Source organism: Psychrobacter sp. H8-1 (assembly GCF_904846575.1).
Classification (GTDB): domain Bacteria; phylum Pseudomonadota; class Gammaproteobacteria; order Pseudomonadales; family Moraxellaceae; genus Psychrobacter; species Psychrobacter fulvigenes.
In genome coordinates, this window is the sequence record NZ_CAJHBG010000001.1 from 3,304,776 (window position 1) to 3,327,473 (window position 22,698).

Here is a 22,698-nt window from a genome sequence, read left to right on the forward strand (position 1 = left end):
AATTACGCAACTGTTAAAAAGCTGTAAACATTATCTGTTAGGCTAATCGGTTGGTTTTCATCTGTATTTTTAGTCTTTGTGATAAGTCAGGTATTAGAGTTATCCTTTGTTGATGGTAATGATGAGCATAAACGTAACCTCACCCATCTTTTATATTTAAGTTCACTTTTTTGAGATCGTCATGGCAATATCTGACAAACCCACCAACCGTCGTGCCGCTTCATCAAACAATACCGATATCGGCGAGTTGTTCGTGCACCGCTTTAGTGTGGTGAACATTTATGTGGTGGTATTGCTGCTGCTAGCAGGCGCCATTGTGTGGAGCGGTATTCAGACTGCCAAAGACGTTCAACAATACCATCAAGACTATAGAACGTTGCAAGATATGAAAAAGCAAGAACGCAAGCTGCAAGTAGAACACCAACGTTTGTTAATTGAACAGCAAACCTTTAGTGCCACCCCGCAAATCGCTAGCCGAGCGGTCTCTGAATTGGGCATGTATTCACCGACGCTAAAAGACAAGCTCATTATCCAACCGGGTGCGGCGGCTCCTGTCGCGGCAATTGAAGCCATGCCACCTGCTGCAACTTCTGAAGTAGTGGAGGCTGGCAATGAGTGATAAAAAACCGACTAAGCCTGGCAAAGGCACAGCCAAAAATACCAGAAAAAAGTCAGCCAGTGGCAAGGTTATCAAGCCTTTACGCCCTGCCAGCACTGCTAAGTCAGATACCACATCTACAAACACGAAAGCCAATCCCAAAGCGAAAAAAGGCACTGCAAGTAATCGTGCCAAGCTGCTCGGCCGTCTAAAAAAGAATAAGACTCAAGGGGCATATACCAGTGTCAAGAATCGCAAGAAAGTGATTTTTACCAAGGCTTCTGGTGCCTCATCACGTGGTGGGTTTGAAGACGATAAAGGTCGCTTTATTACCATTTGGGCGATTGCGCTGATCATATTAGGTTTGTTAATAGGCCGTGCCTATTACATACAAGTGCTAAATGCGCAGTTTTATCAAGAAAAAGGGGATGAGCTCATCACCAGTGTGCGCACGCAGGCATCCTATCGCGGCATGATTACGGATCGTAATCAGCTGCCGCTTGCCATCAGTGCGCCACTGTCCACTGTATCATTCAGCCCGCATGACTATGCGCGTGAGTACTATGAGCTAAGACGCATACAAATCGAAAATCCTAATCAGCCACAACTCCAAGCGCGGGTAAAAGAGCGCTTGGAGAATATGGATCTGACTCGTCTGGCGGCGGCGGCCAACATACCAGTGGATAAGTTACAACAAGCAGCTGGTATCGATGCTAGCGTCGATGTGACGGATGAGGAAGCCGTGAAGGCGGCGTTACCATCAGGTGCAGGGTCACACTATCTGCCGCTACTTAATAAAGTGCAGCCAGAAATTGCCCAAGGTGTCAGCTCGCTCAATTTCCCTGGCGTTTATGAGAGAAACTTCTTTCAGCGTTATTATCCACAGCCACAACCAAACTCGCAATTGTTAGGGTTTATGGGGCAAAACGCCAATGATCCTGAAGGTGGCTATGAAGGTCGCGCTGGCATTGAGCGTCAGTACGAAAAAGTGCTGGCCGGCGATGACGGTAAAGTTTTGGTGCTAAAAGATGCTCGGCAAAATAGCCTAAAAGAGATCAAACAGCTTGAGCCAGAAATTGCTGGTCAAGATGTCGCGTTGACGATTGACTCGCGGTTGCAGTACTTACTATATAAAGAGCTTGAAAAAGCAGGTCGCTTACAAAAAGCGCGTTGGTCGAGCGGAATAGTCGTTGATGTACTGACTGGTGAGGTGCTAGCCCTATCGACTTGGCCGTCCTTTAACTCAAACAACCTCAATGAGATGACAGGTGAAAACCAGCGTAATCGTGCGCTACTTGATGTGTTTGAGCCTGGTTCAGTGATGAAGCCGTTTACAGTAGCGGCGGCCTTGGACTCTGGTAAATACACTGCCAACTCTTTAATCGATACCAACCCTGGCTCTATTCGCGTCCGTGGCTATACGATTCGTGACCATAATAATCTAGGTATGATTAATATGGCCACGCTACTACAGAAGTCCAGTAACGTCGCCTCGACCAAGATTGCGCTGTCGCTACCGCCCGATGCGATCACCAATATGCAAAAGCAGTTTGGCTTTGGCGCAAAAACCCCTCTACAGTTCCCAGGCGAGGGCAGTGGATTGGTGGTGACACCAAAAGAAAAAGAAACGGCTAGGCGGGCAACCGTGAGTTATGGTTATGGTCTACAAGTGACGTTGGCACAGGTCGCTCAGGCTTATGCAGCATTGGCTTCGGGCGGGGTGATGCATCCCTTAACGCTTATCAAGGATGGTGAGAAGCCACCCAGTAAGCGTATTATGGAGCACGAGCAAGCGATGTCGATTGTGAAGATGCTTGAGGCGGTGACAGTGCAAGGTGGTACAGCCAGAGCTGCGGCTATCGATGGCTATCGCGTGGCAGGTAAGACGGGTACTTCACGCCGAGTGAATCCTGACGGTGGCTATTATACTGATCAGTATCGCAACGTTTTTGCGGGTATGGCACCAGCGTCGAACCCTAGATTGGTGGGTGTGATGCTCATCGAAGACCCTCGTGGTCAGATTTATGCAGGTTTGACGGTCGCGCCAGTCTTTCATAATGTTATGAAAGAAGCCTTACGTCTGTATAATGTGCCCCTAGATAAGCCGCTACAAACTGAATAATTAACAATAGAACGGGTGTATAGTGAGTCCTAGATAAAAAGAGTACAGCTTTTACGGCGTGCTACTGGTATAAATTTTCTTTGCTTGCTGTGCGACTGCGTCACTCCAGAGGCTGCATAAAATTCATCCCAGTAGCACTGCATTTATTTTATAGTGGATCGACTATATCAGTGTTTATCATTTATAAATACTGATTGAATCAGTATTGACTGATTTTTTGGCTGTATTGGTTGTTGTCGATATTTATAAATACTTAACAGACGCTAATAATAATTTTAATTTTTTCACCGTTTAGGATTTACTTATGACCACATCATCACAGCACGCCGTTACCTTGCAGCAGCTTATGGAGAGCAGTCGTGGTGATGCGTTAGGTCTACAGTTGTCACAGATGGTCAAAGGCTTAGAGAATCCAAGCGATATTACCAATATCGCTTTTAGTAACATACGTTTAGACAGTCGCCAAGTCGCGACTAATGAGGTGTTTGTACTGTTACAAAGCCAGTCAAAAAACTGTCAAAAAAGCCGTGAATACGTGTCACAGGCCGCTAAAACAGCGGCATTTATCTTAGCAGAAATTGATCCACTGGCGTTGTTTAGTAGCAGTGATCGTCAACTTGATGACACTCAGCCCAGCGCACAGCAGCAACTAGCAGCGCTGCCTTGCCCTGTCATTTATGTGCCCGATATCCGAGAGTTTTTAGGTGAGCTGATTCAAGCTTGTCTGCAATCTCAGCAGCCTGTCGCCCTGCCGACGGTCGTTGCCGTTACTGGTACTAATGGCAAAACCACAATCAGTCAGCTGGTGGCGCAATTAACCCAGCTGGCAGGCATGAGTAGTGCAGTGATGGGGACAGCGGGTAACGGTAAGCTGGGTGCGCTCGTACAAGCCAGTCATACCACGGGTGACGCACTGGCAGTGCAGCAATTTTTATATCAGATGGGCGCTGAGGGTGCCGAAGTACTTGCGCTTGAAGCCAGCTCCCATGGTCTGGATCAGCAGCGCTTGCAGGGTGTGCCAGTCAAGGTAGCTATTTATACCAATTTGAGCCGTGATCATTTGGACTATCATGCTGATATGGCAGAGTATGCCGCTGCCAAGGCAAAACTGTTTGATAAGCGTCATTTTCCGACATTGACTCACGCCATTATCAATATCGATGATGAGCATGCTCAGGTGATGTTAGAGACTGCTCAGGCGAGCGGTTTGATTGTTTTCACCTACAGTTTGTATGCCTCAAAAGACGCCAGTTTTGTAGCCTCTGCTATTACGCCAAGCTTAGAAGGGGTAGACATCAGCTTGCACAGTCAAGCAGAAAGTCAGCTTGAAGATAATCAATTTGCCAATAAACCGCTTAATCAGATAAATATTGTCAGCCCTTTATTAGGGCGTTTTAATGTGGCCAATTTGCTCGCTGCGATTGCGGCGGCAGTCGCTTTAGGTATAAGTCTTGAGCGTATTGCGACTTTAGTGCCACAGCTACAAGGCGCTATTGGCCGTATGCAGCGGGTGCCATCAAATGATGGCTGCTTTATCGTTGACTATGCGCATACGCCTGATGCCTTGAGTCAAGTATTAGACAGCCTTAGAACCCATTGTCATGGGCAGCTATGGGCGGTATTTGGCTGCGGCGGTGATCGTGATGCTGGCAAACGTCCGTTAATGGCACAAGCAGGGCTAGCAGGTGCTGATCAAGTCATACTGACCGCCGACAATCCACGCAGCGAAGATCCAAATGCCATCCTGCAAGACATGCAGGTTGGCATGGATGACGAGCAGTATCAACGCACCCATATCGAACCTGCGCGCCAAACAGCGATTGCATACGCGGTAAGTCATGCCAGTGCTGATGATATCGTCGTCATCGCGGGTAAAGGTCATGAGACTTATCAAGAAATTCACGGTGTACGTCATGATTTTGACGACAGTATTATCTTGCAGCAAGCACTGCAGCAAGCAGGACGTATTTAATTTATAAGTTGAGTGCAAAATTTACTTTTTTGTCTGTTTTATTTTCTATAAATAGAAAGATGATGACAGCAGACAACATGCGATAAGACAAAGATAAGCAAAAGATAAGCAAGTCACCATACAAGGTAAAAACTATGACAGCTGATAATGATAACAGCAGCCAGTCGCAAGGGCTTTATGTCTGGCAAGCAGATAATTTGCTCGCGGCAACAGCGACGCTTGAGAGCCGCTGGCACTCTGCACCAACAGCGCCAACGAAGACAGACGTTAATGTCACCAGTAAGCGCATTACCACCGATACCCGCACCATCAAAGCCGGCGATATCTTTTTGGCATTGAGTGGCGATAATTTTGATGGACATGATTATATCGATGTCGCTGCAGAAAAAGGTGCGATTGCTGCTATTGTCTCGCGTCCGATAACTACCTCCGTTGCTAATAAAATCCCGCAGCTGATCGTCAGCGATACCCGTTTGGCATTGGGTCAACTGGCCGCTTTTCGTCGCCAGCAACATCAAGATCTGACCGTGATTGCTATTACTGGCTCTAGTGGCAAGACCACTTGTAAAGAGATGCTGGGTAGTATCTTTGGTCGCCTAGCGCCAACGCTAATCACTCGCGGCAATTTGAACAACGACTTGGGCGTACCGATGATGCTGCTTGAGTTATCAGACCATCATCGTTATGCGATATTAGAACTTGGTGCCAATCATATCGGTGAGATTGCTTATACCACTGAGATTGTCCGTCCTGATGTGGCTTGTATTTTAAATATTGGTACAGCGCATTTGGGTGAGTTTGGTAGCCGTGATGGTATTTGCCAAACCAAAGCAGAGATTTATCATGCCTTAAGTGATACGCAATTTGCGATTGTTCCTGATAAAGATGACTATGCCAACCAGTTACGCCGTATCGCTGAAAAATATACCTCACAAGTGATTGGTTTTGGCAATACTGATGTCAGCGCCAGCCACCTCGATGTTGAGCCTGAGCGCAGTGAGTTCAAATTGCATGTCGGCGGTCAGGTTCAGGATATCAATCTACCATTGGCAGGTGAGCATAATGTCAATAATGCGCTTGCGGCGGCTGCCTGTGCTCATGCCCTAAAGATCGATATCGCTGATATCGTCATCGGTCTCGAAAACTCGCGCCCTGCCAAGGGTCGCCTGAACAGTCAGCTGCTAGGTATGCACCGTTTAATCGATGATACTTATAATGCCAACCCGCACTCCGTACGTGCAGCTGCCAAAGTATTGGCGGCGCAGACGGGTACGCAAGTAATGGTGCTCGGTGACATCGCTGAGCTTGGTGAGGCGGCTATCAGTGAGCATCAAAGTCTCGGTCGTACCATTGCAGCAGCAGGTATCAATGTGCTGCTCTGTGTAGGTGAGTATGCCAAATATAGCGTGGCTGGCGCGGACGAAATCGGCGGCATTAGTGCACATGCATTTGATGATAAGAGCAGTCTCTTGCGGTACTTGCAGCCATATTTGGACGAGCAGCAAGCTCAGCCTTGTACTGTGTTGTTTAAAGGCTCTCGTTCCATGGAAATGGAAACACTTATTGATGCGCTAATAAAGGAGTAAGCGGTGTTAGTTTGGTTGTTTGGCTGGCTTGGCCAGTATTATACGCCGTTTACTGCGGTTTCTTCGTTGACACTGCGGGCGCTATTGGCCGTTATCACCGCGCTTGGGTTCAGCTTGCTGTTTGGTGGCCGTGTTATCCGGCATTTGCGTACACTCAAGTATGGTCAGGCTATACGCAACGATGGACCACAGTCGCACCTTGTCAAAACGGGTACACCTACCATGGGCGGAGTGTTAATTTTGACCTCCATTGGCGTGTCCACCTTGTTATGGGCGCGCTTGAATAATCCCTACGTTTGGATTTTGCTGGTAGTGATGGTCATCTTTGGAGCGGTTGGCTGGGCTGATGATTGGCTCAAAATCAAACATAAAAACCCTACAGGTTTGATAGCCCGAAAAAAGTACTTTTGGCTGTCAATGGGCGCCCTATTCGTAGGCGTTTCTTTATATTATATTGCCACTCAGCAACTGGATATCAGTACGACCCGTGAGATGCAGGATTTATTATTGCCCGTCTTTAAGAATTGGATCATTCCATTCTCCGCTGTGCCTTTTGGCATTGCTTTTATTGTCTTCACCTATTTTGTGATTAATGGCGCTTCTAATGCGGTCAACTTAACGGATGGCTTGGACGGTTTGGCTATCTTGCCAGTGGTTTTAGTTGCTGCAGGCTTGGGAGCGATGGCCTATGTATCAGGTGACATACGATTCTCAGAGTATTTATCGGTTCCTTATATTCCCTATAACTCTGAGGTAATTATTGTCTGTGGCTCGATGGTAGGCGCTGGTCTGGGCTTTTTATGGTTCAACGCTCATCCTGCACAGGTATTCATGGGAGATGTAGGGGCATTGGCACTGGGCGCGATGCTGGGTACGATTGCGGTGATGTCACGCCAAGAGATTGCTTTTGCGATCATGGGTGGTCTGTTCGTTGCCGAAGCCGTGTCAGTCATACTACAAGTCGGCTCCTATAAACTGCGCAAAAAACGTGTGTTCCGTATGGCGCCATTACATCATCACTTTGAAGAGATTGGCTGGAAAGAAACCCAAGTGGTGGTGCGTTTTTGGATTATTGCCATTGTACTGGTGGTATTAGGTTTGATGACTTTAAAACTGCGTTAAGCTGCAAATATTCGACAGTATATGAAAAGCCATTTCTGAAGCATCAGGGATGGCTTTTTTGTCACTTATGCATAGCAAAATTTGCTAAGATGCTAGCCATATTTGTATGACTTTGAGATACCAGTGTCCTTATTTATTTGCCCACTTTGTCAGTCACCATTAACACCCGCTGCAGATACGTGGCGCTGTGACGGTAGCCTGAGCCCCAAGCAAACCTCGCATCCATTTGATGTGGCACGTCAGGGTTATATCAATCTACTGCCAGTGCAACAAAAAAAGTCTAAAGCCCCCGGTGACAGCCAAGCGTCTATCGATGCGCGTCAACGGTTTTTAAATGCAGGATATTATGAGCCACTACAGGTATTCATCTGTCAGCAAATGGCACAGCTGCTGGCGCAAGATAATCTCATTACTGAACCAACAATTGAGCAGAATAAAACAGCCGCCAACTGGCTGGATATTGGCTGCGGCGAGGGCTATTACACGCAGGCGATGGCGCAAACGGGGATGGATGTCTTAGTCGCTGCTGATATCAGTAAGCCCGCCGTTGCCAGTCTGGCTAAGGTGAGTAAAACGGCAAATAGACTGTGGTATCAGCAAAGCGATGAGCAAAAAGGCACACAAAACAATACGCCAAATAAAATGGCCGCTATTTATCCACTAGTGACCAGTGCTGCCAATTTGCCACTAGCGCCGCATAGCATGGCAGGTATTAGCAGTATCTTTAGTCCGATATTGCCAGAAGCCTTTGCAAAAGCTCTGCAAGATGAGGGTTATTTACTCATTGCTAAGCCTGATGTCGGGCATTTAACAACCATACGCGAGGCGTTATTTGATAGTGTCCGTGAGCACGACTCTGATAAGTTTTTGCACGAGCTAGCGCCGTATTTTACCCTTATAGCAACACATTACATCAATACGGAGTTATCACTGTCGGCAGATGCCCTCGCTGATTTATTGACCATGACCCCTTATGCGTATCGTGCGCGTAGTGAGAAGCGTCAAGCATTACTGGCAACAGCTAAGACGCAAGCCTTTGACACCGAAGCCAAATTTGTGGTTTATATCTTGCAAAAAATACCATCTACAGTATCGGCCCCATAGTAGCGACAATATTATTCCAAATCCGATAGGATAACGGCCAGTTTTTTACCTGCTCAAGTAGTATTTGTTCAGAGTCTGCGATGTACTGGTATTGGCGCTCAACAATCTTGGCAGTCAGCGCTTCATCGCTAAAAACCACGTTGTTTTCATAATTTAAATCAAAACTACGCAAGTCTAAATTGGTTGAGCCAATGAGACCAATCTCTCCATCGACGGTCAAGGTCTTGGCGTGAAGCAAGCCTAGCTTATACTCATAAATTTTTATTCCTGCTTCAAGCAATTGCCAATAAAAGCTGTGACTGGTGGCGGCGACGACGAAAGAGTCATTGTGCTTGGGGAAAATCATCGTCACCTCTACACCGCGATAAGCCGTAGCGCATAGGATGCTGACTAAAGAGTAATCGGGGACAAAGTAGGGGGTCGAGATAATCAAGGTGCGCTGAGCTTGGCTAATCAATGCGCCCAAAAACTGCGGCGTCGTCCCATGACGTTGGGTTGGGCCATCAGCGAAGACTTGCGCGGCAAAGCCTTTTATCTCTCTATCCTCTATCTGTTTATCCTCTGGTTGTTTATTCTTCAACTGCCCAGCTTCTTGTGTCTTTTTATCAGAATCAGAATCAGTATCAGTATGATAAATAAAGCTGTCTAGCGGCGTATCAGGGTTTTTGATCAGCCAATCGCTGGCAAATAACATCTGATTTTGCGCCACTACAGGGCCTTGCATACGTAGCATGATATCTACCCATGGCGCGTACTTTGGCTTTACGCGAAACTCGGGGTCGGCGCAATTGCGGCTGCCAGAATAGCCAATCTTGCCATCGATTACCGTGATTTTGCGGTGATTACGCAAATCAATACGGCTAAACAAGAATACCTTTATGAGGTTGCGAATTGGTAGCGCCACACTGACCTCTACGCCTGCGTCCTGCATCTCTTGCCATAGCTTGGAGCGCACTAGCTTACGTGAACCCATCCCATCGACCATCGCCCGACAAGTGACTCCGCGCCGTGCCGCTCGCATCAAAGCTTGAGCCGTATCAATACCCATCCCATCGACGAGCCAAATGTAATACAGCACATGAATCTGTTCAGTCGCCGCATCGAAGTCGGCAATCATACGTCTGCGAGTCTCATCGGCATCTGCCATCAACTCAGCATGATTGCCCACTGTGGTATGAAAGCCTGTGATATTAGCCGCATAAGCAAAAGCAGCCCGATACTCAGGTTTGACGGACTTTATCAGGGCGCTATCATTACCGAGTACTTCAGGATTGTGCTTATGCAGATCCTCAATAATTTGCTGCGATTGCTCTGTGAAGCCGCGACCCAGACGCAGCTCGCCAAACATCCAATAAACCAGCACGCCAAGATAAGGCAAGATAAATAATACCACCAGCCATGCTAAGCGTGCAGGAGACGTAAAGTCTTGGCGGGCAAGCACGCGCAAGGAAATGAGTATTATTAATATAAAGTGAATGGTTAGCAGGATGTCTAACAGCATAAGGGCAATCCGTTGTTATTATTTGAGGTATAAACAAACCTTACTACACATCAATTATAATTCAATGCTGTCTAGGTACGGTTGGCATCGCCATTTGGGAAGTTGTCATATTCAGAGGGAGAGAAGAAAAGAGGCTGATATCACCTAAAGAAGATTTAGGTCTGTAGACTAGATATGTTCAACACAGCTTAATAGAAAAAAGCGCATCAGAGTCAACGGATGCGCTTTTATTATTCAGGTTAGACAGTTTTTCGTTTTTAGACGTTATTGGTTCATATTTCTATTTTGGTTCTGAATATTTTTCTTTTGATTCATATTCATCTGCCCACCTTTATGCATGCGATTGTTTTGATTCATCATATGACCGCCTTGATGCATACGATTACCATGATCCTGATTCATCATACGGCCATCTTGGTTCATACGCTGCGATTGTATTTGGCTAAGTTTTTGACGCTGCTCAGGAGTCAGTACTTGCATCATCGCATTGTGGTTCTGTATGCCAGTACCACGGTTATTCTGCCTAATAGCCTGTATCTGAGCTTGCTGACTGGCAGTTAAGTTAAGCTCAGTTGCCATGTTAGATATCATGTTTTGTGACATTTGTGCTTGGCTATAGTGTTGCATATTCATATTATGGTGTGGAGCAGGATTCGCCATTCCTCCACCCTGAGCGCAAGCAGCGATAGTAAATAAACTGGAGACAGCGATTACTGATGTCATTAATAATTTTTTCATGATTTTTTCCTTATATCTTGCATTATTTTTTAGTTATTATTTTAAGTATATATTTAATGATGAAGGGTGAGTGGATGGGTATCGTCAATCCTAAATAAAATCGATACGTTATAGTGGTGATGCTTTTTTCTTAGGGTTTTTATTTAGGATTGACTACGATTGATCCAAATAACTTCACTACCTCTAGTATAGGCTATATATAGGTTACGAGTGTTTGAGAGTTATGAAGAAGGGTAACTGCCAGCACTCAATTGTATATAGTGAGCCTTTTTAGTAAAGCCGTGGAATACTAGCGGATTCAACGTAAAGTAGTTAGTAGCGACGGCTTGATTGGTCACTTGACCAGATAAAGTGCTAATAGTGCTGATTTCGCCACCTTGTACAGATTTGCCATTGAACAGCATAGCCCCTTTGGGCGTGACTTTGATATCTGCCGTTACGGTTTGACCATCGACTATTGCCATTAGTTTTGCACTACGCGCTTTGGTATAGATGTTGAGCATCGTGGCTTCAATTGGGTATTGGGTGACTATAGTCGTGTCATCTGTAGTGCCCATCGGTGCGCCGTTAATGGTGACACAAGCGCTCAGGCTCAGGCCAAGCCCTGCTATTATCCCTAATCCTAAGTTTTGCATAGTTCGATCCCTATTTGAATGTTGAAAGTTATTATTATAAACAATAACTATAATCGAATTTTGAAGCAATAACATCCTTGTCATTATTAATCTACTATAACTATTAATTCAGTTATACATTAATTGGCTGAGGGATTTTTTTAGTTAATAGGTAATGAGCAACGATACCGATACAAAGGCCCCAAAAAACTGAACTTAATCCCAAAAACTGCATGCCAGAGGCTGTTGCCAAAAAGGTAATCAATGCCGGTTCTCTTTGGCTCTCATCTTTCATAGCCACAGTAATATTGGCTGAGATAGCACCTATCAGTGCCAAACCAGCTAGAGCGGCGATCAGCTCTTTAGGCAATAAGCTAAATACCAGTACAATGCTACCAGCAAATACCCCACCTAATAAGTAAAAAACACCATTAGCGACACCAGCGATATAGCGCTTTTCTTTGAGCTCGTGCGCATCTTTTCCCGTACATAGTGCAGCAGTTATCGCGGCTAGCGTAATGGTAATACCGCCTATAAAAGCAACGGCTAATGAAGCAATGCTAGAGCCCATAACAATAGGTTTCGCTGGCGTGTCATAACCACTTAAATTCAAGATCGCCATCCCAGGTAAAAACTGCCCTGTCAAACTGACAAGGATAAGGGGAACAGCAAGGTTAAACGTTGAGTTCCATGACCATTCTGGCGAAATAAAAACAGGAACCGTCATTGTAAAATCAACATCAACAGGATTCATCTTGCCAAATACTAAGCTTAAGATAATGCCACACAACAATACCCAAATCATCGTATAGCGCGGTGACAGGCGTTTGGCTAATAGATAACAACCCAACATACTAAAAATGATAACTGGCATAGTGTCAGTGGCAACGAACAATGCCAAACCGAATTGAAATAGTATGCCTGCCATCATACCTGCGGCGATACTGTTAGGGATCCACTTTAGAATTTTATCAAAATAACCCGTCACGCCGACAATGAAAATGACAATGGCTGAAATAATATAACCAGCAACGGCCTCATTAATACTCATCTGTGGAAATAAGGTCACGAGTAAAACCGTTCCTGGCACAGACCAAGCGTTTACTATCGGTGCTTTATATTTGATAGAGAGGTAAATACTCGGTATCGCTGCGCCTATCGATATCCCCCAAATCCAAGACGCCATCATCGCCTCTGATACTTGCGCCGCTTGTGCTGCTTGAAAAAAAATCACTAACGGTCCAGCATAAGCAATGAGTACGGCTAAAAAACCAGCAACAGATGCTGAAAGTGACCAGTCTTTTTTTAAATCTTGTATTATAGTTACCATCTACGTTCCTACAAACTCTATAATATTATCAACTGATTATCTTGAGGGTAAACCTGAAATCGTTTGACAGTCACTTCTCGTACAAATCACTATCAGACAACAGAATTTTTCCCACGAAAATCAATATAATATTATAGCATGCCAACCGATATTATTTATATAATGATACATAATTTATCGTTATATAAATAATAATATCTAATTTAAGAAAGTAAATGTAAGCATAAAAGCCATCACCGCGCACACAAAAGCCACCCGATCGTAATTGGATGGCTTGGATAGGATAAGGCAGCTTATAGTAGCGGTATCAATGCTAGTTAAAGCACTGCAATAATCTAAACCACTGCTAGCTCGTCTTTTTCACCCAGCTCATACAGAGCGCCAGCACGACCGACAATCAGCGGATCAACATAGCCGATTTGCTCTTTGTCTTTATTGTCATACGGTAGCTTATTGAGTAAATAGCGCATAGCATTGACTTGATGGAATGTATTTAAATAAATAAAATATATTTTATGGTGGGGTAGAACAGAATAGTAAAACAGAGGTTTTGATTAAGCAGAGTATATAAGATTGGCGGTGAAGGAGGAAGTCTAACTTTATATGTAAGTAATTGATTTAACTGACTTCATTATAAAAACCTATCTTCTTAGACCAACAAATAGACCAACAGGTTTGTAGTGTTGGATGCAAGGTAAAAAATGGGATTTACATTACTATTAATTGTAAGTAAATGTTTTTTGTCATCACTACGATAATTCAATTATACATCATAACCAAAAAAGTGTTTTTGGTAAATATGGTGTCTCATATCCAGTGCTATATAAAGCTCATCATACTAATCCAAGATCTACATATACTTTTAGCTATTAGACAATAAGTAATATCAGATGTGTTTGAGAAGGTTTAGTACGGCTTCAATATTAGCGATATATATGCATACTGAATTTTCAGTATGCATTTTTTTATTTATATGTATCTAAGCTACTAAATGTATGGATATCTATATACAAAAGTTTGATGTTGATTTGTATTATGTTACAGTAATATTAAAGGACTAAGAAAATGAACTATAAAAATAATCTTATTTATCAAGGCACACAAGATATTGCTTTTGTCGATGTTATCGGTCTTATCTAAGGAAAGCAGAAAGGAAAGTTATTTAACTAGATATTAAATAGACAATAGTTTATTTTTACAAGGATTGGTAATGTTGGTTTCATGAACAAGGAGAAATGTTATGTCAACGTTTAATACATACGATTTCGATGTACTTTTACAGATATCGGAAAGAGAAATTAATGACCAGTTAAAGGCAGTTTTTTTGAGTTGTGATGGTGGTATTCCATCGGGTATTGATCGAAGCTTTGATATTAATGAATCCTTATCAGTTAGAGCTTGTGTAAATTTTGATATACCAACGATAAAAATAACTGGATCTGCTGGTGAAATCAAAATAACAATTCCTTTTTCTAACTCTCAGTTAATGATTGATAATAATTCACTTGGGCCATCTTTCGGTGGAAGCATTACTATTATAAATAGGATTGCCGTCTTTAATAATGCTAGATCAGCCTCAATTGGATTAAATTTCGGTAATGGACTTTCTGAAGTTGATGTTCATATTGACAACCTAACGATAAGGAACTTACTAGATTCTTATAGCAATAATGAGTCCTCTAACGGTCTTTTAATTGAGACAGTGAGTAATGAGCTAGCAAGTATTGGACGCATTGATTTTACGAATATTCCATTGGGATCCTATATTACTGATACTTTCCTACCTTCGAACGTAGAGGCTACTACTGCCATTTCACCGCAAGGCAACTGCCTTATACTTGCCTTGCAAATGGCATATGATAGGGAAGGTGATATCAGTCAGCTTAATTCATATTTAATCTCAAGTGGACATTCAGCAGCTATTATCATCAGTAGTTATTGGTTTTTGGCTCATGTAATACGACCAGAAGTAGCAAAAGCTCTTGGAAAGTCGGTTGATTATTTTGATAAACCGCTACAGCTTAATCAATCAATATTACTTCGAACTAAAAAATCTAATGTCAAGATTACAAAAATGCAAGCGTCTATTGTTGGCGAAAAGTTGCGAGTGGCAGGTAATATCGAAGCATCTAAATTTCGCTTCCCTATAAAAGCAAGTTTTTTTATTGACATCAGTTTTGAGATTGATACAAATGGGAAGTTGCAGCCTACTGCAAGTGAACCTAAAGTTAAAGCAACTTTGGGTGCAAAAGCTATTAAGGATGAAATTAAGAGCGCACTCCGAGGTTTGACGTCCCAATCTTATTCTCTTGGTGCCATTGCAGATGAGTTTGAAATTGCGAGTGCGCAAATTACAGATAATCTGATATTAGCTGCAGATTTTAAAAGAGCTGATATGCCAGAAAACACTCCACTTGTTTCAATTAAGAGGAGTTGGACAGAGGCAGCAGGAGCATTGATCTTATCGAGAGTTCCTGGGAGGTTCTCCCAAGAGGTTGTGTGGCATGGTGAGTTTGAAGCTTCAGTTTGTAGAGCTGCCTTTCCTATTAATTACGAGTGGTTCTTTAATCAAGAAGCTCTTGTAGAAGGACAAAACAACCAGATTAATACAAGTCATGGAGCTCTCATCTATAGTCTTGATGCTAATAATAGGTCTAAAGTAAATATTGAAGCTACGAGCGTTGGACAGCGTATCAACGGGAAACTTTGCGTCAAATTAGTTGATGGAAAAGGTAGAGAGCTATCTGATTGTATCAATATCAGTAAAAGTGGGTTTGCTACTCGGGATGATGGTAGGCTAGAACCAGTATTACCAGATATTTTTAACGACTGGGTAAACCCAGTTCCAATAGACCCAATGCAAAGGGTAAAAATTAACCCTGATATATTGGCATCGTTAATGGCTCGTGAAGGCGTAACTACCCTTGAAGGGTTAAGAAAACATCTAAACTTGTCGCATGCTGAGGTAGCTGAACGTCTAGGGGTATCGGAGTCTGAATATATTCAATATGAAAAGAAACAAATGCTACGCTAAACATTTTCTAGAAAAGTCCTAAAGTTTTTAGGAGTTTTTTAATGGTAACTATCAAAGTATGGGGAGTTAAGTCTTACGCAAGACTTAACTCGTTTTACTTTTGTTGGCTTGGTAATCTTTTCAGTAAAAAAGCACTTTTTCAAAAATTCTAATAACTAATAGCAAGCCTTATTGATGGCTTTTAGGGAGTTTCCTAAAAACTGTGTAACTGCTTATAATCCATTAACAGGAGAATAAGCAATGACTAACCAAAACGACATTAAAAAACTGGCCCAGCAGATGGCTGGTAGCATGAAAAGCTGAGAGCATCCTACATTTTGTGTAATTATTGATGAAAGCCACATAGCTGTTACACAGAATATAGGATGCTCTCCATTATTAAGCTTATATACCTATAGAATAGATAATTCTAGCCAATATGGAGGTGTTTTTCCTTTAGAAGCTTGAGAACGTGGCTGAAGAATACGCAATTCATATTTACCTGAATATGGAAGCTTGTAATAACCTTGGTTATCTAGTTCAGAGGAATATTCTCCTACATTGACAGAATCTGATAAATTCTTATTAAATAAATAAGAATCTACATTCCCTCCCGTTGTTTTAACAGAAAGCTTTTGGTTCTTTTTGGCATAAAATGTATAGGAATCGTACTTACTACCCTTTAATTTCCCATAATAGTTAGCTGAACTAGCGCCTTTTTTAAATTGAACATCAACAGTTTTAGCCACTGCATCTGAAGATGCGGCCATTACTGTAGGACTTACCATTAGAACAGGAAGCGCAATTAGAATAGCAGCAGTTAAGTTTTTCATATTTTAAACACTCAAACAGTAAAAAAACGATTTTATCTTACTCCACACTGTCAACCTTTATAGATATGTTATATTAGTATTACTAATATAGAGAGTACGTTGGTAAGTTACTGAATAAGGCCACCTGTAACGACCCTAACTTCTAGTCCTACCGTAAACCTACCTATGGTAGTAAAAACCTGAATTTCATCACGTAAACAAAGAGAACACTGCTAAATAGTGGTGTTCTCTTATTATATTTAAAGGAAAAATTATGCGTTCTTTGCTTCTAACGACAATGTGCTTAACGGGCAGCTTAGCTCTAGTGGCTTGTAATAACCATCGTGCCGACACCACGGATCTGAGTAAGCAGCCTACAATAGAAGTGCCGGTAGCGTCAGCGGCATTTACTGCTTTTGGAAACACCGCTAAAGAAAAAATTTGGCGAATAGTGATTGAAGGAAATGAGCTAAGTATAGAGGCGAATTTCTTAAAGCCAACGACAGCAACAGTTATCGTGGTGGGTTCTGGTTCTGTCAATACTGAAGGTGTCGAATACGCGAGTACTATCAATGGACAGCCTATTGTTGTGAATATAAAAAATAACCTTTGTATCGATGACAATGGCTATCAAAATGAACTTACTGCAATATTAACTTACGCAGGCGAAGTATATCAGGGTTGTGCCGTTGCCGGTGCAATAGAAATTGCGCCCACATAGAAGATAAGCCTAACCTATGAATAAACCATTGAAAAAATTTAGCCTAGTATTCTTACCATCATTTTTGTGGGTCGTATTAACTGGGCTAGGATTTGGCTCTCAAAGTCTATCTAATTTGATTGAAATTATAGGAATTTTTATAGTATCCGTGCTGTGTTTATTTATCCCAGAACGATTTATAAAATATCAACACCTTCTTCTAATACTCTTAATAATCACTGCCTTAGTGCGTTTTTTAACCCCATATATACCGGAATAATATTAAACCAGTTGGCTATCTGAACCGCCCCGACTATATCGGAGAGCGTTTTATTTGAGTCAGGCAACTTTGCCTGACTCATTAAGACGATCATAATATTGCTTTTCAAACTCAAAAGGTGATACATAACCAATCGTACTATGCATTATCACATGAATTACCCGCGTTCCAACAAAGGTAATAACGCCAGAATCAGCCATCTGATCAGTATAACGAATAGATAAATACTGAACGCCTCTATCACTACGATGAATAACGTCTTTTGGGTTGTTTCTGTCTGCAATGGCTTGATTTAACGCTGCCATCACCATATCGATGTTCATACGATTAGACACCTTCCAGCCAACAATACTACGGACAAACACATCTATAATAAACGCAGTATACCCCAAGGGAACCAGCTATTTCACGCCTCAAACGTATTAATAGACCACTTAAAACAGACTGGTATAATGGAACCACTTATAACAGACTATTTTAGGTGTTTATGTTTATTAGAGCGTATCTACGAGCGTCTACCAAAGAACAAGATGCTAAGCGTGCCAAAAGCGACCTCATAGCATTTGCCAACGAGCATGGCCACAAGATTGCCGCCTTCTATGTCGAAAACGAATCAGGAGCTATCTTGGTGCGACCCAAGCTTATGCAGCTGATTGAAGATGCTCATAAGGGCGATGTTATCTTAGTTGAGCAGATTGATCGCTTAGCGCGTTTGAACCAAGCTGACTGGGATACTCTCAAAAGAATGCTATCAGAAAAGAAACTATCTATCGTATCAAAAGAGCTACCTACCTCATATATGGCGCTTCAATCTGAAAGCAGCACTGAATTTATGAGTAGTGTACTGCAGGCCATTAATTCGATGATGCTGGATATGCTCGCTGCTATCGCTCGAAAAGATTATGAGGATCGCCGTAACCGTCAGATACAAGGTATTGCTCGTGCTAAGGCAGAAGGTAAGTATTCAGGACGCAGGAAAGATATCGAAAAGCGTAAGATCATCGCTAGTCTACTCAAATCAGGTCATAGCTATTCTGAGATACAAGGTATGACCAAGTGCTCACGGCATCTGATTGCTGATGTGGCCAAGGAAAGACCGGAACTTATCATTGCTCATTAAGTAGATCCACTACGGCAGTCTACTATGAATAGTTTATTAATGGATTAATGAGCCTTTTTAAATGGTTCCGCTGGGATATTTCTAATCTTAGATTAACACATGAAGTGCAATATCAAAGAGCAGGTGAAAAAGAGGCCTAGATGCGCTAGCATCAAAGTCTTTATCCACCGACCAAAGTGAGATTGCAACCATGAACTATACGCATCTAAGCCTAGGGGAACGATACCAGATTTATGCCCTTATAGGGGCAGAACATAGTATTAATTTTATAGCGCGGGCGTTAAACAGAAGTCCCAGTACCATATTAAGAGAAATCAGACGCAATAAAAGCCTGCGCGGTTACCGAGTCAATAACGCTCATAAGAAAGCTTGTGCAAGACGATCAAACAATGCGCTCAGCATCATCGCTGACGTATGGGACTGGGTCACAGACAAGCTTAAAGAGAACTGGAGTCCCCAGCAAATAGCAGGTGTTCATGGTGGACTCAGTCATATGAGCATTTATCGCTATATATGGACAAACAAGCGTAAGGGCGGCAGGTTATGGCAGTGTCTCAGACGTAAAGCCAAGCCTTATCGGCAGCGTCTAACCGCTGAGACTCGAGGCCGTATCAATGACAGAGTCTCTATCCATGAGCGCCCTTGTATTGTTGAAGAACGCTCACGTATTGGTGACTGGGAAGCGGATACCGTTATCGGTCAGCATCACAAGCAAGCGATTGTCACGCTCGTTGAACGTAAAACGGGGCTGCTGAAGATGAAGCGTGTGGGTCATAAAACAGCACAGCAAGTATCAGAGGCAATGATAGAACTCTTAGCGCCAGTGAGTTTGCAGGTTAAGACCATTACCTCTGACAATGGTAAAGAGTTTGCTCAGCATAAGAAGGTGAAACAAAAGCTCTTTAGCCCTTTCTTCTTTGCCGATGCTTATGCGTCATGGCAGCGAGGAACCAACGAGAATACCAATGGCCTTATCAGAGAGTACTTGCCTAAGGGTTGTGACTTTAGACAAGTCTCTGATGATGAGATGCAGGACATTGAGAACAAACTAAACAACAGACCAAGAAAACGCTTAGGGTTTAAGACGCCTATGCAGGCGTTCTATAATATTAATTAGCGTTGCACTTGGTGTGTTAATCTAAGTTTTTATTATCAATAATGGTGGGTTACGCTACCGCTAACCCACCCTACAAAACACTTCTCCCTCATTTATTATCTATAACAATCCCATCAAAATAACCACGCATACCGCAGCGCGACTCTCGGTAGTCGTTATTGATATCTTTGAATAACAGCTGAGTTTTGCCTTGATAGATGGCCGGATATAAACGCAGCTCAACGGTCTTACCCGCTTGATAATCGTTTAATACCCAATGGTTCTCTGACCACATGGCTTTTTCATTATCGAGACTGCACGAATGAGCATTGGTGAAAATTAAATCTCCATCAATGATGGCAAAATAAGGTTTGTCAGAAACTTTATGAATAGAAACTGCATTGGTTACCTTACCCGTATCTTCCCAGCGCTGAGTATCCGGGTTATACATGGAGATATTTACCGTAGTGGCAAATTTACCAAAGGCTGTTTTATTGGGTAGCTCAGAAGCGCTTAAGCTTTCTGCATCGCCCCAAGTTACGCCATTGAGACTCTTTTTACCTAGATATTCTTGATATTCTCTAATGAGGCAGGCTTCGCTTTGGCAAGTGTTTCGCTGAAACTTCAACCATTGCCGCTGAGCATTTTTAGTGATAACTCTATGATTTTGGCTATAGTCCTCATTATCAGCACTCGCTAACTCGGCTTTATATTTTTTTGCCATATTCTCATCAAGTTGTGATAGCTCAGAGTTACTACAGACCGTTTTTTCGATCCAGGTACTGGCTTTACCGCAATCAAAGCTGGCCGAAAAAGCTGGCATGGCGAGTAGACTAGAACTTAGAAGACCGATAGCGGTTAGGGTGGTAAAGTTGAATAGTTTCATGCGGCTCTCTCTGTTTAAAATACGTGTTTTGAAACATAAAAATTATAGGGGAGTATTTTATTTGCTACAGTCAATCCACAATAAAATTAGTACAACCCATATTATGAAATAGTTTAGGTAGATTATTCTCCATCCATCCTTGGCGTAGAAATTTAGCCTGTGCCCATTTTTTCTCAATAGGGTTTAAATCGGGACTGTACGGCGGTAGAAATAACAAGCGATGACCATGTCTATTGAGCAGTCTCTGAACGCGTTTGTGAAAGCTAGCGTTATCCATGACAATCACGCATTTAGTTTTAAGGCTTGGTATTAGCGTGTCTTTGCACCAGTTATAGAAGATATCGCCATTGATGTTCTTCTCAAAGTAATCGAGTGCAAACAGCGTCTTGTCATAGAGAGCACCAATAACGTTGGTTCGTTTTTTACCTTGCCAGTTGTAACTATCGATGCAAGGGGTTCCAATAGGTGCATAGCCATGAGAACGAATGGTTTCAGACTCAAAGCCGCTTTCATCCATGTATACAATAGCAAGGCCTTGAGCAATGTATTTGTTAAGTTTGCTTAGATACTTAGCTCTCTTTATGGGGCAAGCTTTTGGATGCGCCAAGGTCTTTTTTTTGACTGACACCAAGGCGTTTTAAAGCAGCCTCGATGCCCGACTTGCTACACCCAAAACGCTGTGCTCTCTCGTACAGGTAATCGTCTGGATGTTGTTCAACATCTTTTAATAATGCTTCGTTAGGTATTTTACTGGGTGGTTTATTGCGAGTGAGTTTGATACTAGGATCTTTGAGCCAATTCTGTAGCGTGTCTGATACTCATACCTTGTTGTTTAACACTTTTAATCACTTGAGCACGAAAATCTGCTGAATAAGTCATAATCTTTTTACTTTTCGCTTGTTTTAAAACTAATGTACCACTTTTATAAAGGCTCTACTATATGTCCTATATTTGATGTATATCTGAAAGGCCAATATTTATACAGTACGCAGGAGTTAATTTATAGCATTTTTAAGGAAGCCAACAGACCATGTACTTTGGTTTTTAGTAAAAGCTCAAAATCCTAAGTGCTTAACAATCTAGGTAATAGTTCTATAAACCATTATCTTTAATAAACTCATCAATAATTGTATTCCAGTTGCTATAAAACTTCTTAGCAAGAATAGATCCATTATGATTAAGAGTATAACGCGTGATACTACTTTCATATGGGTCTTCTGGGTTTGTATATTTATACATATCCATTTTCCCTTTTTTGTAATAGCAGTCATCATAATCGGCATCACTCCAGGTTTGAATTTGTGGAGCATCATATTCAGGTTTTACAAGAAAGTTACCCGCTTTATCTATAACTCCCCATTTACCAGTTTCATAGTCGCCAACTCTGACAGCAGCCAGTCCTTCAGAAAACAGACAAGCACTATCCCATTTTGCTTTAATTGATATATTTCCTTTTAGATCAACAAAGCCATACTGAAAACCTTCATTCCAATGGTTATCTTCAGTATATAGCGCGAGTCCGTCCGAAAAAGAACTAAGGTAGTTAAATTTAAATGGAATAACAACATTGCCTAAACGGTTAATAGCGCCATATTTGTCGTTTTGATTAACTACTATAGCCAATCCATTTTTGAAATCTTGCGCGTCTTGATATTTGTAAGGTATTACAAGTTCACGTTGCTTATTCATATAACCATATTTACCATTCCTATAAATGGCTACCAAACCCTCGCTGAAACTTTTGAACTCAGTATAGAGAGCACCATCTAAAACTTCATGCTCAATAGGTATTACTAAATTACCTGTTTCATCGATAAAACCCTGTAGGTACTTATAACCGCTCTGAACTTCTACAAGAGGTCTCGCTATTTCGCCAACATATGCTAGGCCTTCAGAAAAATCTCCACAATGTTCATATTTTTTAATAGGTACAACTATTTCCCCTATATCATTTTTATACCCACAATACCATTCGTCATTAGACTGTTCATAAAATGGCGTCAGCTTTGCTGATGCAGTTGTACAAAGCATCAAAATTATCCAACTAACACTAACTGCTTTAACTAAGCTTTTACTCATTAAATAACCCTCAAGAGCAAGTAAA

General features: G+C 42.3%; 19 protein-coding genes and 2 pseudogenes. 10 read left to right on the plus strand and 11 right to left on the minus strand.

Annotation, left to right across the window (positions count from 1 at the left end; translation table 11 throughout):
• Window positions 1–181 precede the first annotated feature (181 nt).
• From JMY01_RS13745 to JMY01_RS13770, 6 genes are all read left to right on the plus strand, one after another.
• Window positions 182–619 carry a cell division protein FtsL gene (locus JMY01_RS13745; protein ID WP_201576895.1) on the plus strand — a complete coding sequence of 146 codons (438 nt, stop codon included), beginning with the start codon at window positions 182–184 and terminating at the stop codon, window positions 617–619.
• Complete coding sequence (locus JMY01_RS13750) at window positions 612–2,720, plus strand: penicillin-binding protein 2 (RefSeq protein WP_201576897.1); 2,109 nt, start codon at window positions 612–614, stop codon at window positions 2,718–2,720. The genes JMY01_RS13745 and JMY01_RS13750 overlap by 8 nt, the downstream gene beginning before the upstream one ends.
• A 304-nt stretch (window positions 2,721–3,024) precedes the next feature.
• Window positions 3,025–4,692, plus strand: coding sequence for a UDP-N-acetylmuramoyl-L-alanyl-D-glutamate--2,6-diaminopimelate ligase (locus JMY01_RS13755; protein ID WP_201576900.1), 1,668 nt, complete (start codon window positions 3,025–3,027; stop codon window positions 4,690–4,692).
• A 134-nt stretch (window positions 4,693–4,826) separates the two neighbouring features.
• A complete protein-coding gene (gene murF / locus JMY01_RS13760; protein ID WP_201576902.1) occupies window positions 4,827–6,278 on the plus strand; it encodes a UDP-N-acetylmuramoyl-tripeptide--D-alanyl-D-alanine ligase in 1,452 nt (483 codons plus the stop codon).
• Between the two features lie 3 nt (window positions 6,279–6,281).
• Window positions 6,282–7,400 (plus strand): phospho-N-acetylmuramoyl-pentapeptide-transferase, encoded by a 1,119-nt coding sequence (gene mraY / locus JMY01_RS13765; protein WP_201576904.1) that lies wholly within the window; start codon window positions 6,282–6,284, stop codon window positions 7,398–7,400.
• 117 nt (window positions 7,401–7,517) lie between these two features.
• Window positions 7,518–8,504 carry a putative RNA methyltransferase gene (locus tag JMY01_RS13770; protein WP_201577699.1) on the plus strand — a complete coding sequence of 329 codons (987 nt, stop codon included), beginning with the start codon at window positions 7,518–7,520 and terminating at the stop codon, window positions 8,502–8,504.
• Here the strand turns inward: JMY01_RS13770 and JMY01_RS13775 are convergent.
• The 5 genes and pseudogenes from JMY01_RS13775 to JMY01_RS14350 all read right to left on the minus strand — a co-directional run.
• Entirely contained in the window at window positions 8,485–10,005 is a 1,521-nt protein-coding gene (locus JMY01_RS13775; protein WP_201576906.1) for a phospholipase D-like domain-containing protein, read from the minus strand. The two genes, JMY01_RS13770 and JMY01_RS13775, sit on opposite strands and share 20 nt — an antisense overlap.
• A gap of 264 nt (window positions 10,006–10,269) precedes the next feature.
• On the minus strand, window positions 10,270–10,743 hold the full coding sequence (locus JMY01_RS13780; protein ID WP_201576908.1) for a hypothetical protein: 474 nt from the start codon (window positions 10,741–10,743) through the stop codon (window positions 10,270–10,272).
• A gap of 221 nt (window positions 10,744–10,964) precedes the next feature.
• Window positions 10,965–11,378, minus strand: a complete 414-nt coding sequence (locus JMY01_RS13785) for a hypothetical protein (RefSeq protein WP_201576910.1) — start codon at window positions 11,376–11,378, stop codon at window positions 10,965–10,967.
• A 112-nt stretch (window positions 11,379–11,490) separates the two neighbouring features.
• Entirely contained in the window at window positions 11,491–12,687 is a 1,197-nt protein-coding gene (gene benE, locus JMY01_RS13790) for a benzoate/H(+) symporter BenE (RefSeq protein ID WP_201570490.1), read from the minus strand.
• Between the two features lie 335 nt (window positions 12,688–13,022).
• A pseudogene (locus tag JMY01_RS14350) lies at window positions 13,023–13,169 on the minus strand (polyphosphate kinase 2); the annotation flags it as partial.
• A 758-nt stretch (window positions 13,170–13,927) separates the two neighbouring features.
• On the opposite strand from JMY01_RS14350, the gene JMY01_RS13800 reads away from it, so the two are divergent.
• Window positions 13,928–15,721: a helix-turn-helix transcriptional regulator gene (locus JMY01_RS13800; protein ID WP_201576914.1), complete on the plus strand. Its 1,794-nt coding sequence runs from the start codon at window positions 13,928–13,930 to the stop codon at window positions 15,719–15,721.
• A gap of 392 nt (window positions 15,722–16,113) precedes the next feature.
• Here JMY01_RS13800 and JMY01_RS13805 read toward each other — a convergent pair whose 3' ends face one another.
• Window positions 16,114–16,533 (minus strand): PPC domain-containing protein, encoded by a 420-nt coding sequence (locus JMY01_RS13805; protein WP_062846051.1) that lies wholly within the window; start codon window positions 16,531–16,533, stop codon window positions 16,114–16,116.
• Window positions 16,534–16,786: 253 nt separating this feature from the next.
• Between JMY01_RS13805 and JMY01_RS13810 the strand changes: the two genes are divergently transcribed.
• Window positions 16,787–17,233 (plus strand): hypothetical protein, encoded by a 447-nt coding sequence (locus tag JMY01_RS13810; RefSeq protein WP_025651568.1) that lies wholly within the window; start codon window positions 16,787–16,789, stop codon window positions 17,231–17,233.
• 461 nt (window positions 17,234–17,694) lie between these two features.
• On the opposite strand, the pseudogene JMY01_RS14490 reads toward JMY01_RS13810, so the two are convergent.
• A pseudogene (locus JMY01_RS14490) lies at window positions 17,695–17,878 on the minus strand (DDE-type integrase/transposase/recombinase); the annotation flags it as partial.
• A gap of 101 nt (window positions 17,879–17,979) precedes the next feature.
• On the opposite strand from JMY01_RS14490, the gene JMY01_RS13820 reads away from it, so the two are divergent.
• Together JMY01_RS13820 and JMY01_RS13825 are read left to right on the plus strand one after the other, a co-directional pair.
• Window positions 17,980–18,612, plus strand: a complete 633-nt coding sequence (locus JMY01_RS13820; RefSeq protein WP_201576918.1) for a recombinase family protein — start codon at window positions 17,980–17,982, stop codon at window positions 18,610–18,612.
• Between the two features lie 190 nt (window positions 18,613–18,802).
• Window positions 18,803–19,729, plus strand: a complete 927-nt coding sequence (locus JMY01_RS13825) for an IS30 family transposase (protein WP_201576919.1) — start codon at window positions 18,803–18,805, stop codon at window positions 19,727–19,729.
• Window positions 19,730–19,817: 88 nt separating this feature from the next.
• On the opposite strand, the gene JMY01_RS13830 is transcribed toward JMY01_RS13825, so the two are convergent.
• The 4 genes from JMY01_RS13830 to JMY01_RS13840 all read right to left on the minus strand — a co-directional run bounded on the left by JMY01_RS13830 (window position 19,818) and on the right by JMY01_RS13840 (window position 22,673).
• A complete protein-coding gene (locus tag JMY01_RS13830) occupies window positions 19,818–20,594 on the minus strand; it encodes a lysozyme inhibitor LprI family protein (protein WP_201576920.1) in 777 nt (258 codons plus the stop codon).
• A 70-nt stretch (window positions 20,595–20,664) separates the two neighbouring features.
• Window positions 20,665–21,222, minus strand: a complete 558-nt coding sequence (locus JMY01_RS13835; RefSeq protein WP_145989766.1) for an IS630 family transposase — start codon at window positions 21,220–21,222, stop codon at window positions 20,665–20,667.
• The gene (locus JMY01_RS14200) at window positions 21,164–21,373 is read right to left on the minus strand and encodes an IS630 transposase-related protein (protein WP_307781411.1); all 210 of its coding nucleotides are present in this window, start codon (window positions 21,371–21,373) and stop codon (window positions 21,164–21,166) included. Before JMY01_RS14200 ends, JMY01_RS13835 begins: the two co-directional genes overlap by 59 nt.
• 313 nt (window positions 21,374–21,686) lie before the next feature.
• A complete protein-coding gene (locus JMY01_RS13840) occupies window positions 21,687–22,673 on the minus strand; it encodes a WG repeat-containing protein (protein ID WP_201576921.1) in 987 nt (328 codons plus the stop codon).
• Between the last annotated feature and the right edge of the window lie 25 nt (window positions 22,674–22,698).